Here is a 13,493-nt window from a genome sequence, read left to right on the forward strand (position 1 = left end):
CAAAGGAAAAAAACCGCTTCCTTAGGAAGAAGCGGTAGTTGAGAGCTTTTTATAGTAATCTTTGATGAGTTCATGGTGCTTTTCATTGATATCCGTAAAGATTAATTCAATGATCGATTGCTTGTCTTGGAACGTTTTTTCCACGATTTTCGCCATCATGACGATCTCCTGCGCTTGCTTCGGTATCTTGAAAGACAAGTGGAGAAAATCGCCCTTCGACACATAACCGTCCGTTCCCAAAACAAGACGGGTTGGAGAGAATTTCAGCAACACTGCCTCGCCTTTCTCTTCGATCGGTCTAGCTCCCATCACCTTGTAAGGGACAGAAATACCGAGATCTGGAGAGATGGGATCCTGCTTGCGTTTTTGTGTTATTTCTACCCCTATACTAATCGGAATCATCCCTAAAAGCTTGATCGGCCATAGCGTTTGCTCCGAAACTACTTCCAAATCAATGGTATTCACTGCCGCATCCGTTTCCCAACGAATGCGTACAGTTGATCCGAGAAGCTCTGCTTTCGTTTCAGGCTTCATCTCGTAGGAAACTACGAGATAGCTGCCCTTTGCATGTTCAACCATAACTTGGACAGGTGTCTTCACCTGCTTGGAGATGATTAGCGGTAGAATCGCACCGCGTTGGAGTCGTTTATCCCCCATAAACGGGTTCAGTGATGGGACATCAATCATGGTTTTTGTCACTCCACAAAGTCAAACTCTAATTTGCCGATCCGAACGGTATCCCCGTCTTTTGCTCCCAACTTGCGCAGAGCATCATCTACACCCATAAAGCGCATTTGTCTTGCAAAACGCTGGGCTGCATCATAGCTGGTCAGATTGGTCATGCGTACGAGCTTCTCGATCTTTTCACCGCTGATAACAAATACTTCGTTATCACGCGTAATCTCGAATTCCTCTGGTTCTTTTTCTGCTCGGAACACCACGCGCTCTTCCACTTCCGCAACTTCCTCGACAGCAGGCTTGTCCGGAATCGTCGCCAAGGCATCCCCGATCGCATACATCAATTCTTGTACGCCTTGACGGGTTGCAGCAGAGATCTCGTACACCTTCGCATCTGGAACCTTTTCCTTGAAAATACGCAGGTTTTCCGCTGCTTCTGGCAGTTCCATTTTGTTCGCGACTACAATTTGCGGACGATCTTCGAGCTTCAGGTTATACATAGTCAGCTCTCGGTTGATCTGCAAATAATCCTCGTATGGATCGCGTCCATCTACCGCTGCCATGTCAATCACATGAACGATCAAGCGCGTACGCTCCACGTGACGCAGGAATTGGTGACCAAGACCCACACCTTCATGCGCGCCTTCAATCAATCCTGGCAAGTCAGCCATTACGAAGCTCTGCTCACCTAAGTCCACAACACCCAAATTCGGTGTCAGCGTCGTAAAGTGGTACGCCGCAATTTTTGGCTTCGCCGCTGTTACACTAGACAGCAAGGTGGATTTTCCTACACTCGGATAACCAACCAAGCCCACATCTGCAATAAGCTTGAGCTCCATGACAATGTAACGCTCTTGACCTGGTTCTCCGTTCTCTGAGATATGTGGGGCTGGATTCGAAGAGTTGGCAAAACGAGTATTGCCTCGTCCACCACGTCCGCCTTTTACGATCACAGCACGTTGACCCTGCTCCACGAGATCGACAATCACTTCTTTGGTATCATCATCAATGACAGTTGTTCCTGGTGGCACGCGCACGACCATATCTTCCGCGCCTGCTCCGTGCTGAGATTTGTTGCGGCCATGCTCTCCGCGAGGTGCTTTGAAATGTCGTTGATAGCGGAAATCTACCAGTGTACGCAGACCTTCGTCCACAACAAACACGACATCTCCACCTTGACCGCCATCTCCACCCGCTGGACCTCCCAGCGGTACGTACTTCTCCCGGCGAAAGGAGACAGCTCCGTTACCACCGTCCCCGCCTTTTACATATACTTTTACCTGATCGACAAACATGGTGTCACCTCTTTCATTCCGCGAATGGGACCACCAATTTCAGGACCCATTCTTCTTCCGTATGTATCCACTCGGTGACCTCCACCGTACTCTGTTCGCTTTTACGTATCAGCTTTTCCAATTCTTCCATTCCGGATGCACGAAGTACACCGGCCAGGTCAAAACGAAAATGAACCCCACGCTCATCCATCTGCAAGCTTACCTGCATGCTGGCTGCTTCGTACCCGCTCTGGTCTACATGATCGTTCACTGTGCATAATATCTCTGACACCAACTGGAACAAGTCTTGCTCGTTCAAAACTACTCGCGTGAGATCCACATGATTGCACACGTCTACTTCTAAAAGCAATTCATTGTTCAGTGCGTTAAATGTCAAGAAGAAGACGGACAACAAGGAGCTATTCAATCGGGCAACCATCGATTCCTGCATCGCCATCTGTGCGATGCGCTTCAAATGGGCCTCTCCTTGTTCAGTACGGTTCAAATGCAAATAGCCGAGCAGAACCTGAACGTGGTTCAACCAGTCATGCCGCTGCCTGTTCAGAACGGTCAGCAGTTGGTCTGTCTGATGCGTAAACAGCCTCCGCTCGTCCCCCATCACATTCACCCAAGTCGATAAGAATATCTTTCCCATCTATTGTACCATAAAAAAGAGCCGGACAAAAAGAAAACCCAGCTATATCGCTGGGTTTTTCTTAACAAATATTTACGCTTCGGAAGCAACTGGCTCGATCACAACTTGTTTGCGATCACGGCCCAGACGCTTGAAACGAACAACACCATCTGCAGTTGCAAACAGAGTGTCGTCTCCGCCTTTCATTACGTTCGCACCTGGGTAAATCTTAGTTCCGCGTTGACGAACGAGAATGTTACCAGCAGTAACGAATTGCCCGTCGCCACGTTTCACGCCCAGACGTTTGGAAATGGAATCGCGACCGTTCTTTGTGGAACCTACCCCTTTTTTCGATGCGAAAAACTGAAGGTCCAAGTTAAACAGCATGTTCATATCAGACACCTCCCTGCCATTTATCATCACTAACTTTTACGTATTTGCCGTAATTCGCCTCAACTGTCAAAAGAGATATAATCATACTCTCTGCCAAAAGCTGCTGCTTCTCGTGCGCAGTCTCATCTTCCGGAGAAGAAAGACTCCACTTCAAGAAACCGCCGCCTTCTTGAGCAACATCGACTGCAGGAGTGATGCCGGTCAAAGGTTGGATAGCGTTTAATATACCAAAGCTGATGCCTGATACAGCGGAACAAACGATGTCCGCTCCATAGGCACCCGCATTGGCATGTCCGGAAATACTAATTTCATGGATACCGTGCGACCCACGTCTCACGATTACTTCAATCATGTCAAATCACCAATTAAGCGTTGATCTTTTCGATCACAACTTTAGTGAATGGTTGACGGTGACCTTGCTTGCGACGGTAGTTCTTCTTGGCTTTGTATTTGTACACGATAATCTTTGCAGATTTACCGTGTTTTTCTACTTTACCAGTTACCGTTGCACCAGCTACTGTAGGAGCTCCTGCAGTAACTTTGCCGTCTTTGCTTACGAAGAGAACTTTGTCAAAAGTAACAACGTCTCCTTCGTTGCCAGCCAATTTCTCGATGAAGAGAACTGCTCCCTCTTCAACTTTGTATTGCTTTCCACCGGTTTCGATAATTGCGTACACTGTGTGCACCTCCTATACTCAGACTCGCCTTTACAGGTGCGTCGTCAAGCGACGGCTTATGTACCTGATTCGTGCGGTTACAGTATGCACGAGGCATATCTGTATGACAACCATTAGGTTATCATAGCTACAATGGCCCAGTCAAGTTATTTCGATTGTAAACGCTCCGCCTCTGCCCGATTTCCGACGTATCCAATTCGAAGCTCGTCGGGGCTCATCGCAGGAACAAGCTGCTTATAGACATGGACAGGCCAAGTGATTGCTTCTGCTTTTTCCCACTCCTCTATCATGTCCAACAATCTCGGCGGCATGTCCACGATAACAGCCTCCGCATCTTGGCTCTTTGCCAATGCGGTAACTTCGGCGTACAAGCGCCGGAACAGCTCGTCTACTCGCCAAACTCTCCCTCGGCCCTTGCATGCCTCACACGGCTCCGTCAGCCGCTCCATCAGGCTTGCTCGAACTCTTTTTCGCGTCATCTCGACTAATCCAAGCGACGTCATCCCGAGAACAGTCGAAGGGACAAGGTCCTTCGCCAGCTCTTGTTTCAATCGCGAGATCACTCGCTCCTTATTGCTCTGCTCTTTCATGTCGATAAAATCAATGATCACGATGCCACCGATGTCTCGCAACCGCAGCTGTCTGGCAATTTCAGTTACCGCCTCCAGATTGGTCGCCGTCACTGCCTGCTCCCGCTGTTGCCCTCCTCCACCTGTGAATGAACCGGTATTTACATCGATGACCGTCATCGCTTCAGTCCTGTCGATGACCAAGGACCCTCCACTCTTGAGCGGCACATGTCGATCACGAGCACGAATCAGCTCTGCCTCGACACCCAAGAAGTCAAAGAGCGGCTGTTTGCCCTGATACCAGCGTAGCTTCTCTTGTACTTCCGGAGCAAAAGCTGCCAACGCCGCTTTTACCTGCTGATGAGTCGTCGCACCTTCTACCAACAGCTCATCCAAGCCGTCTGCCAAGCCATCTCGGAGCGCCACCTCGATCAACTCTGCATCCTGAAAAATCCGCCCGGTCGAGCGCAATCCCTCGGCTGTTCGCAGCATGTCCTGCCAGCGCTTGCGCAAATAGACCAGCTCACTAATGAGTGTCTGCTCTTCTGCTTCCGCCGCTTCCGTGCGCAGAATACAGCCTTCCCCTTGCTCTACTGTCGTAGAGATCATCTGTTGCAGTCGTTTTCGTTTGGTATCATCCGTTATTTTACGAGAAAGCGATATGCTTTCTTCAGTCGGAAGGTATACCAGATAACGCCCCTGTAAGCTGATCCGCATCGTGATTTTTGGCGCCTTCATTTCCAACGCCTCTTTACTCACTTGAACCAATACCTTTTGCCCTACGTGAACACGTTCCGCAATACTTGGTTTCGCTGCTCCACCCGACTCCACACCGACCGTGTCATCTACATACAAATAAGCATTTTGGCCTGTACCAATATCAACAAAGGCGGATTGGATACCAGGCTTCACATCCGCGATTCGTCCTTGATAAATGTCACCGACACTTGCGTGTGACCCCACATCCTGTGTACGCCATTCCTGCAATTTTCCGTTTTCCATGAATGCGATGCGGATGCTGCCACCTTGTGCACTGATCGCTACTTGCTTCACTGCCTTCACTCCTTATTCCCCGTGCAAACATTGCCCAAAAAGAAGGATAAGCGGGCTCATAGGAAGTAATCTAACATAGCTGCTAAGTCAAGGTAAAGGAGATAATCCATGATTCATGCTAGTGATTTAAAAATAAGAGCCTTATCCCCCAATGATGCCGCTCACTTAGTCAAATGGCTTTCTGACGAGCGCGTTTTGGCCTATTATGAAGGTCGCGATCAGCCACATGACGAGTCCCTCGTGCAGCAAAGCTTTTTTCCGGAAGACGAAGGTGAAACTCGCTGCCTGATCTTGTACGCGGACAAACCGATTGGCTATGCGCAATTTTATCCACTTGATGCCCCGGAAAAACAACAGTATGGGTATGCAAAAGACGATGTCGTTTACGGCATGGACCAGTTCATCGGAGAGCCCGCTTACTGGAATCGTGGTATTGGCACTCAGCTCGTTAAAGCCATCCTCCACTATCTCCACAAGGAAAAACGAGTACAAAAAGTAGCGATTGACCCGCAAGCCTGGAATGAACGAGCCCTCCGTTGCTATGAAAAATGTGGTTTTCGAAAAGTAAAAGAGCTTCCTCTGCACGAATGGCACGAAGGAAGCATGCGTGATTGCTGGCTGATGGAATGGATCGCTCCTGCTGATTAAGGACGAGAGACTAAAGGAGCTTGCCCACTGCGGCGTCGTGCTTTTGCTCAAACAGAAGGGCATATAATAGCTGTTCCTCTGCCAAGAGACCCGCGCCTTGCACGTAGAAAAGATGCGAGCATCCCCGCCGCAGCTTGTGTGAGACTGCCAGTACCGTCTCCTCAGGATGCACGCGTACAGCTTGAACGGCAGCTTCTTCTTGCTGCCGATCGTATTTTTCCACAAGAAAGCGAAAAAATTGATATGGAAACCGCAAAAACGCCTGAATGTTCAATACCAATAAATAAATTCCGATCACTGCTAAGTTGTACTTCAACTCCAAGCTGGACATCCCCACCATGATCCCCGCAAACAGCGTACTCCCCGTCAACGATATCATCGTCGCCTGTCTATACGACATAAACCAGCATAGAACGGCCAACAAAATTCTCCCGCCATCTAAGGGCCAGATTGGCAACAGGTTAAACAGCGCAATCGTCAAATTGCTTACCAAGAAAAAGCGGGCCCACTCTTCCGTCCATATCCCCATAAACCAAAATAAGTACGAAGCAGCCATCATCATAATATTTAAAAAGGGCCCAGCGAGTGCTACGACAATCTCATCCATTGGGTCCGTGGCGTACGAGTTTTCCATCGTCGCTACTCCACCAAAAGGCAGAAGCTGCACTTCCTTTACGGTCCATCCGAGCTCGCGCGCCATGGCTATATGCCCCAATTCATGGATCAGCACGATGATAAACAAGGTAATGACCTCCAAAAAATGGCCTGTCACCACGGACAAGCCGATCACCGCCCAAAATAGCAGGTGAATGCGAAACCGAATGTCAAGCCAGCTTCCCCTATTCAAACGGTATCACTTCCAGGGGATTAACAAATTGCTCATTCACTTTCGCCCCTACATACAGATGACGTGATGTCTGCTCCATTACTCGTGCGGTTCCGATGACTTGACCAGGTTTAAGGACCTCGTCCTTCGTCACCCCTATACTATCGAGATTGCCCAACCATATTTCCCGCCCTTTGGTTAGACGAACAATCACTGTCGTCCCATAATCAGGCTTTTCTCCGACAAACGCGACCCAGCCAGCTTCTCCGATCGTGATTTGATCGTTCATTCCCGTATGCAGGATCACATTTGCACTCTCTGGATCAAAGGATTTTACGACTTTCCAGCTACTGGGGAGCTTCCACACAGCATTTGCGTCCTTTGTTGTACTCGTGGCTGGCACGGCAGGAGGATTGGTCGGTATCGAAGGAAGCATCGTCGGAATCGGACCAAATCTCGCTTCATACCAGTCCGCTACTCCTGAAAAATTAAATTCCCGTGTCATGACTTCCCTCGCGGAGCTTTTCCAAGAGGTAGGAATCAGTGTTGTTTGAAACAAAACATAAGCAGCACCAATCAATAAGACAGATGCTAAAATTTGCACGCCCCACTTTTCATGGGACGGTGGCTGTTCCATCATATCGTTCTCGCGCGGCGAGTAACTGAATGGGTCTGGCGATTCTTCGATGGGATCTTTCCAATCATCGACGTAGGGAGTATAGCTGTCTCGTGACTGTGTTCGGATTCTTTCCAAACGCTCTCTCCGTCTTTCTTTTACTCGATCTACTCTTTCAAACATGTCCATCCCTCCGCAGGCCAAGCCTTTAGTATCATCCTATGACTTGTCTACCTGCTTTATGACGACCGGCGCCCCTCTCCAACGACCCAGCGTATCGGGTGGAAACACGCAAAAAAGACAGTCTCCCCATTGAGAGACTGCCTTTGAATCTGTCAATTTTACAGTTTAGTTACACTAGCAGCTTGAGGTCCACGGCTACCTTGGACGATTTCGAACTCAACCTTTTGACCTTCGTCAAGAGATTTGAAACCTTCTGACTGGATTGCGCTGTAGTGTACGAATACGTCGTCGCCACCCTCAACTTGGATGAAGCCGTATCCTTTTTCTGCGTTAAACCATTTTACGATACCTTGTTGCATGAAACAAAACCTCCCTGAACATTACGCCCCACGAGGCGAAAGAGTGTAGCGTTAACCTCTTTTTTACAGATAAGCCTTTTGCGTCAAGGAAAAAAAGTCATACAAATTGCGATTGACAATTGGTGACGTCACTCACAATACGTACGACTCCATACCAATCAATCAAACACTATAACTTGTAAAAATGGTTAACTTAGGATGATTTTAGCATAAGTATTTGCATTTGTCACGCATTTCGTAAATGTTCAAAAAGTCTTCTATTCATCGCCGAGAAAGTGGCGAGAACCAGAAGACTTTTTGAAAAACCTCATTTAGTCAAAACGCAACTTGTCCTTACGCATCCCAATATTGAGCACCACACCAATGATCAGGAAGTTGGTTATGAGCGAACTCCCTCCGTAGCTAATGAACGGAAGTGGAATACCCGTAATCGGCATCAACTGAATCGTCATCCCAATGTTCTCGAAGATCTGGAAGGTAAGCATCCCTACGACACCCGCGACAACATAGGAGCCGAACGGATCTTTAGCCTCCATCGCAATGCGGATCATTCGGTAAATCAAGACGAAAAACAGAATCATCAGCAAGCCCGCTCCGACAAAGCCCAGCTTCTCTGCAATGACGGTAAAGATAAAATCACTTTCTCCTACCGGCACCCATCCAAAGCTCGCTTGCGTCGGCGTATCAATCCCTTTTCCGAACAATTGCCCTGAGCCGATGGCAATCAATGCTTGTTTGAGTTGGAACCCTCGTCCCATCGGTTCAAGATCTGGGTCCATCCAAAAGAGGATTCGATCCCACTGATACGGCTTGATAATCTTGAAAAAGATATCCTGCTTGTATTCATGCAGCAGCGTCATGGCGGCAAAGAAGCTGCCGACCAATCCTCCCATGTACAACACATGCTTCATCCGTACGCCACCCACAATTAGCATTGTGGCGAGCATCCCCGTAAAAACCATGGCCGTACCCAAATCGGGCTGAATCAAAATCAAAAGCAATGGTACACCAACCAAGGCTAATACTGGAATCAGCTTGTAAAAATAGTAAAAACGATCCGGATCGTTTGCCCTCTTCGACAGGAAGCGGGCCACCGTTATGATCGTGAACAGCTTCATCGGTTCAGAAGGTTGAACCAAGACAGGACCAAGGTCATACCAGCTCGTCGTGTTGTTAATCGGCTTCGTTTGAAATACCCCGATCAAAAGAATCAGACCGAGTGCATATAAGACATAGGCCATGTTGTGGAATAGACGATAGTCAAATAGCAATGTCACACCTAGCACAATAAAGCCAATGACATACCAAAGGACCTGCTGATGCGCTTTATCTACACCTGCCGCAGAACCGGAAATCCCCAAATAGCTGAAGACACCCAGCGCTGCCAAAATCAAAATGATGGTCCAGTCAATTGTTTTGAGATGACGTTTTTCCAGGTCCATCCGTTTCCTCCTAGAAAACGTGACTCCCCTCTTTAAAAGAAGGGAGCCATGTATTACCTATTTTAATCCAAAGAATTTACGCATTTTATGAAACACGCCCGCTTTTTCTTCCAATGGTTGCAATGGAACAGCTTCACCCAAAAGGCGACGAGCCACGTTCCGATACGCGATGGAAGCACGTGATTCGTGATTCATCACAGCCGGCTCACCTTGGTTCGCGGATTTAATGATATGATCATCATCCGGCACTACACCAATTAAGTCAATGGCTAACAAATCCAAAATGTCTTCTACATCAAGCATATCGCCATTTTTCACCATATGGGAGCGAACGCGATTGATGACCAGCTTCGGCATTCCGATTTTTTCTCGCTCTAATAGTCCAATAATCCTATCAGCATCACGCACAGCGGCTTTTTCAGGTGTAGTCACGACGATTGCTTGATCAGCCCCTGCCACTGCATTGCGGAAGCCTTGTTCAATACCCGCAGGGCAATCGATGATGACATAATCATATTCCCGCTTCAGTTGTGTAATGATTTCCTCCATCTGCTCAGGAGATACTGCTGATTTGTCTTTGGTCTGAGCTGCCGGGAGCAATGCCAGATTGTCAAACCGCTTGTCTTTGATCAGAGCTTGTGGCAGTCGGCATGCGCCTTCTGCAACGTCTACCAGATCATAAATAATTCGGTTCTCAAGTCCCATGACTACATCCAGATTGCGCAAGCCAATATCGGTGTCTACCATGCACACTTTTTGCCCCAACAATGCAAGCGCCGTTCCCAAATTGGCGGAAGTGGTCGTCTTACCCACGCCGCCTTTACCGGAAGTTACGACAATTCCAATCCCCACGTCCGTTCCTCCTCTTTCCCTCAACCCTCACGCTTTTTCTCACCCAAATCAGGGCGGATTCGCGACAAGTAGTTCATTTTCGCTACCAGCATGATCTCATTTTCCAGATAGGCAAATTCTGTGCCTCCGGAATTATTCGTCCATTCTTCACCCGGCTTGCTGATCACATCTGCAATCCGCAACTGGGTAGGACTCATGACTGCAGCCGCAATAATTACCTGTGAGTCACCGGAAATACCTGCGTGCGCGTACCCTCTGAGATGACCCAGCACGTAGATGCTTCCTGTACTGCGAACCGTTCCCCCGGGATTGACATCTCCCAATAAAAGCAAATCACCGTCAAACTCCAGTACTTGCCCAGAGCGTACCGTATTTACCTGTATGGAAAAATGGGTTTTCAGGCGTTCAGCCATAGCTTCTTCCCGCGTGATCAAATCAGATTCGATTGTATGGATCACCAGGTTGCCCTTCGTTCGAATAATTTGAGTCAACTGCTCTTGTTGCTCGGGTGAGCAGTAACGTTTTCCCAATTTTATAGATACCCGAATGAGTGGCCCCGACAAAATCTGTTGGTGGCTATGCTCTATTTTTTCACGCATATCGGCCAGCAGTTCGTCGAAGGAACAGGTATCATCCATAAAGAAGACGAGACCCTCTTTAGTCCCTTTGATCGTGACCTTGCTTTTCACAGTCGTCACCGGTTTCACCTCGACCGATACCATTCGCCATGCAGAAAGATTTTTCCTGCTCTGCGTGAAAAAATTGCCGAATCGGGTCAGATGGTGGCATTTCACAAGAGCTTGACTCCATTATTCTCTTGGGCTTGATTGCGCTGGACAACCATTGTGTTTACTTCGCGGACGGTGGATTTGGCTTCGGAACCCCACCAGTAAGGACACCTGGATTCAGTTCATTGTAAGCTTCGAGCAATCTACGCGAGATCGGACCAGTCGCATCAGAACTGGATGTTCCGTCTCTCAAACTGTTCGGCGCAATGACGACGAAAACCAGTTGAGGATTTTCATAAGGCGCAAAGCCGACAACCAGTGCATTTTCCGCTGGCTGCGACGTTTGTGCCGTACCAGACTTGGCTGCAACCGTGAAAGGCAAACCATTAAATCGTTGAACGGTACCACCTGGTTGAGTAACCAGCCGCATCCCTTCTTTTACCACCTGTATATGCTTCGGATCGATATCAACCCGATTGAGCACTTGCGGTTCAATAACCGAGAGCGTTTGTCCTGGTTTCTTCGGATCGGTAGTTCCTTTACGAATTTCTTTTACAAGATGCGGGCGTACCCGATATCCTCCATTCGCAATGGTCGATACGTATTGACCCAGCTGCATCGGCGTGAACAGATCGTATTGACCAATCATCACGTCCGCCAAGTTCCCGTAGTAAAGGTTCTGGTTTTCCCAACCGGTATGTTCATTCGGCAGATCCACACCTGTTTTCACACCAAGACCAAACTGGGCATTGTAGTAATCATAGACAGAGAACTGCTTCTCCCAGCCGTCTTTCCCTTTTCTTGCTAATCGAATCGCCATTTCGTACATATACGTATTGTTGGACACCTGCAAGGCACGACGAGCGTTAACTGGTCCATGACCACTTGCCTTCCAGTTGCGTTTATACGTGTTACCGACATTCAAGCCGCCTCGGTCATAGATGACTTCGTTCGGTGTAGTCAGACCCTCCTGAAGCGCAATCATGACAGAGAGTGGCTTGTAGGTAGAAGCAGGTGGATACGGCGTATAAATGAATCGGTTTGATTCGTTCGGCAAAATAAGCGAGGTGTAATTCTCGTTGAATTTCTTGCGGTCGTAATACAGATTCAAATTGTAATCTGGATAACTCGCCATCGCCAATATTTCACCCGTATTCGGATTCATCACCAAAACGTGTGCGTCCTTAAACTCTTTTGGTGTAGTCGGGCGCTTCTTGAATGATTCAAACTCTTCTTTCAAGATGGCCTCTACCTTGCTTTGATAACGCCAGTCCATAGCCAAAACGAGATCGTTTCCTGGCTCAGGGGCTTGGCGCATCTGCTTCTCTACCGTCTCCGAATTTTTGTTCACGTGCACTTCCATAATCCCGTTTTTGCCGCGCAAATAACGTTCATAGGAGCTCTCCAGACCAGTTACACCGACACGGTCGATAGCGTTGTAGCCCTGTGCCTGATATTCTTTCAAGCTCTCAGGACGAATCGCATTGATGTACCCGAGAAAGTGAGTACCAAATGCCGAACCATCCGGATCTTCGAAAATTTGGCGAACAGGCTCCAGCTCCACACTAATTCCCGGCAGTTCGGTACGCCGTTCTTCGATCTGGAACATTTCCTGCTCCGTGATGTTGACCTTGACACGTCTAGGAATGTAGCTAGCCATCTGCGGTGAACGCATCTCCTGCAACAACGAGAGCTTGTGCCACTGAAATTGGCGTTGCTGCTCTGTCAACGGTAGCTTGATATCCATGTCGAACAACGAGGCATAGCGCAGCAAATCCATGTCGGACTTTTCTGCTAAGCCTTCGGGGGTTGGCAAAACTCCGATCTGATCCTTCACTTTTTTGGCGAGGTCATTACGATCTTCCTTGTCCAATTTCAGAGTGAGGGTCATCTTGGCGTTGATCGCCATTTTTAACAGTTCGAAATCTGTAGTGTTCGCTTCCGTAATAGCGGGTGTACCCGGCTTGGCCGCGTTCAGTTTCTTAATAATATCTGCTCTCTCCTTGTCATCAAAAGGAGAACGCACGCGCATCCCGAGATACACAGCAGTTTTTACCAGTTCAAAGTCCGACATCTGATCGACAGTCTGTACTTTTGGAACGACTTTTAGCTTCGCCGCAACGTTTGTCTTGAGATCGTTTGTTTCTTGCGCATTGAAAGCTACAGGCAAAGTTGATCTCAGTTCAATCGTCTTCTTTAACAGTTCCTTATCCGTACCAATTTTGCCGCCATCGGGGATGAGGATTTTTGCCAGACGATCCGCGACTTTCTCTTCATCAATGTCCTGCCCTTGTTCTTCCACGTATTGAACAGTGTACACAGGCTTATTCGAAACGAGTACCTCGCCATTTTTATCCAAGATACGGCCACGAGGAGCGGAAATCGGCAGTTCACGAATACTGAACTTTTCTAATTCATGCTTGTACTGTTCTCCTTCCACCAGCTGCACAAAGGCTAGCCGTAAAATAATGGTGGCGAAGAACAAAAATACAATCACAAACAACATATTGAGCCGAATAGGTATGTCTGATTTCGGTTCTTTGACTTCTTCCACGAACTCT

The 13,493-nt window shown here is 48.2% G+C and carries 15 protein-coding genes and 1 other annotated feature; of the genes, 1 reads left to right on the plus strand and 14 read right to left on the minus strand.

What is annotated here, in order from left to right; genetic code table 11:
* Window positions 1-21 precede the first annotated feature (21 nt).
* The 7 genes from ACQ5DJ_RS12980 to ACQ5DJ_RS13010 all read right to left on the minus strand — a co-directional run bounded on the left by ACQ5DJ_RS12980 (window position 22) and on the right by ACQ5DJ_RS13010 (window position 5,278).
* Complete coding sequence (locus ACQ5DJ_RS12980) at window positions 22-687, minus strand: PilZ domain-containing protein (RefSeq protein ID WP_429842838.1); 666 nt, start codon at window positions 685-687, stop codon at window positions 22-24.
* An 8-nt stretch (window positions 688-695) separates the two neighbouring features.
* Window positions 696-1,973, minus strand: a complete 1,278-nt coding sequence (obgE, locus tag ACQ5DJ_RS12985) for a GTPase ObgE (RefSeq protein WP_429842839.1) — start codon at window positions 1,971-1,973, stop codon at window positions 696-698.
* A 13-nt stretch (window positions 1,974-1,986) separates the two neighbouring features.
* Window positions 1,987-2,571: a sporulation initiation phosphotransferase B gene (locus tag ACQ5DJ_RS12990; RefSeq protein WP_012685565.1), complete on the minus strand. Its 585-nt coding sequence runs from the start codon at window positions 2,569-2,571 to the stop codon at window positions 1,987-1,989.
* A 108-nt stretch (window positions 2,572-2,679) separates the two neighbouring features.
* Window positions 2,680-2,973: a 50S ribosomal protein L27 gene (rpmA, locus tag ACQ5DJ_RS12995; RefSeq protein WP_005832382.1), complete on the minus strand. Its 294-nt coding sequence runs from the start codon at window positions 2,971-2,973 to the stop codon at window positions 2,680-2,682.
* Window positions 2,974-2,980: 7 nt separating this feature from the next.
* Window positions 2,981-3,331, minus strand: coding sequence for a ribosomal-processing cysteine protease Prp (locus ACQ5DJ_RS13000; RefSeq protein ID WP_376898678.1), 351 nt, complete (start codon window positions 3,329-3,331; stop codon window positions 2,981-2,983).
* A gap of 13 nt (window positions 3,332-3,344) precedes the next feature.
* Entirely contained in the window at window positions 3,345-3,656 is a 312-nt protein-coding gene (gene rplU, locus ACQ5DJ_RS13005; protein ID WP_016739197.1) for a 50S ribosomal protein L21, read from the minus strand.
* A 10-nt stretch (window positions 3,657-3,666) separates the two neighbouring features.
* Window positions 3,667-3,745, minus strand: a sequence feature (ribosomal protein L21 leader region).
* 57 nt (window positions 3,746-3,802) lie between these two features.
* Complete coding sequence (locus ACQ5DJ_RS13010; protein ID WP_429842840.1) at window positions 3,803-5,278, minus strand: Rne/Rng family ribonuclease; 1,476 nt, start codon at window positions 5,276-5,278, stop codon at window positions 3,803-3,805.
* Window positions 5,279-5,386: 108 nt separating this feature from the next.
* Between ACQ5DJ_RS13010 and aac(6')-35 the strand changes: the two genes are divergently transcribed.
* The gene (gene aac(6')-35, locus ACQ5DJ_RS13015; RefSeq protein WP_429842841.1) at window positions 5,387-5,926 is read left to right on the plus strand and encodes an aminoglycoside 6'-N-acetyltransferase AAC(6')-35; all 540 of its coding nucleotides are present in this window, start codon (window positions 5,387-5,389) and stop codon (window positions 5,924-5,926) included.
* Between the two features lie 10 nt (window positions 5,927-5,936).
* On the opposite strand, the gene ACQ5DJ_RS13020 is transcribed toward aac(6')-35, so the two are convergent.
* The 7 genes from ACQ5DJ_RS13020 to ACQ5DJ_RS13050 all read right to left on the minus strand — a co-directional run bounded on the left by ACQ5DJ_RS13020 (window position 5,937) and on the right by ACQ5DJ_RS13050 (window position 13,486).
* Window positions 5,937-6,773, minus strand: coding sequence for a M50 family metallopeptidase (locus ACQ5DJ_RS13020; protein WP_429842842.1), 837 nt, complete (start codon window positions 6,771-6,773; stop codon window positions 5,937-5,939).
* The gene (locus ACQ5DJ_RS13025) at window positions 6,766-7,551 is read right to left on the minus strand and encodes a peptidoglycan DD-metalloendopeptidase family protein (protein ID WP_429842843.1); all 786 of its coding nucleotides are present in this window, start codon (window positions 7,549-7,551) and stop codon (window positions 6,766-6,768) included. Before ACQ5DJ_RS13025 ends, ACQ5DJ_RS13020 begins: the two co-directional genes overlap by 8 nt.
* A gap of 158 nt (window positions 7,552-7,709) precedes the next feature.
* Window positions 7,710-7,910, minus strand: a complete 201-nt coding sequence (locus tag ACQ5DJ_RS13030) for a cold-shock protein (RefSeq protein WP_005832370.1) — start codon at window positions 7,908-7,910, stop codon at window positions 7,710-7,712.
* A 311-nt stretch (window positions 7,911-8,221) separates the two neighbouring features.
* Window positions 8,222-9,352 carry a rod shape-determining protein RodA gene (rodA, locus tag ACQ5DJ_RS13035; protein ID WP_429842844.1) on the minus strand — a complete coding sequence of 377 codons (1,131 nt, stop codon included), beginning with the start codon at window positions 9,350-9,352 and terminating at the stop codon, window positions 8,222-8,224.
* A gap of 57 nt (window positions 9,353-9,409) precedes the next feature.
* Window positions 9,410-10,204, minus strand: coding sequence for a septum site-determining protein MinD (minD, locus tag ACQ5DJ_RS13040; protein WP_144616765.1), 795 nt, complete (start codon window positions 10,202-10,204; stop codon window positions 9,410-9,412).
* Between the two features lie 20 nt (window positions 10,205-10,224).
* On the minus strand, window positions 10,225-10,902 hold the full coding sequence (minC, locus tag ACQ5DJ_RS13045) for a septum site-determining protein MinC (RefSeq protein ID WP_026042972.1): 678 nt from the start codon (window positions 10,900-10,902) through the stop codon (window positions 10,225-10,227).
* 151 nt (window positions 10,903-11,053) lie between these two features.
* Entirely contained in the window at window positions 11,054-13,486 is a 2,433-nt protein-coding gene (locus ACQ5DJ_RS13050; protein ID WP_429842845.1) for a peptidoglycan D,D-transpeptidase FtsI family protein, read from the minus strand.
* Window positions 13,487-13,493 lie beyond the last annotated feature (7 nt).

The sequence above is a fragment of the Brevibacillus sp. FIR094 genome (genome assembly GCF_050477165.1).
GTDB lineage: Bacteria > Bacillota > Bacilli > Brevibacillales > Brevibacillaceae > Brevibacillus.

Bases quoted from the DNA above. Each gene is read 5' to 3' on its own strand.
- rodA (WP_429842844.1), bottom strand. From the start codon at position 9,352: ATGGACCTGGAAAAACGTCATCTCAAAACAATTGACTGGACCATCATT.
- ACQ5DJ_RS12980 (WP_429842838.1), bottom strand. From the start codon at position 687: ATGATTGATGTCCCATCACTGAACCCGTTTATGGGGGATAAACGACTC.
- rpmA (WP_005832382.1), bottom strand. From the start codon at position 2,973: ATGCTGTTTAACTTGGACCTTCAGTTTTTCGCATCGAAAAAAGGGGTA.
- ACQ5DJ_RS13030 (WP_005832370.1), bottom strand. From the start codon at position 7,910: ATGCAACAAGGTATCGTAAAATGGTTTAACGCAGAAAAAGGATACGGC.
- ACQ5DJ_RS12990 (WP_012685565.1), bottom strand. From the start codon at position 2,571: ATGGGGGACGAGCGGAGGCTGTTTACGCATCAGACAGACCAACTGCTG.
- ACQ5DJ_RS13000 (WP_376898678.1), bottom strand. From the start codon at position 3,331: ATGATTGAAGTAATCGTGAGACGTGGGTCGCACGGTATCCATGAAATT.
- ACQ5DJ_RS13025 (WP_429842843.1), bottom strand. From the start codon at position 7,551: ATGTTTGAAAGAGTAGATCGAGTAAAAGAAAGACGGAGAGAGCGTTTG.
- obgE (WP_429842839.1), bottom strand. From the start codon at position 1,973: ATGTTTGTCGATCAGGTAAAAGTATATGTAAAAGGCGGGGACGGTGGT.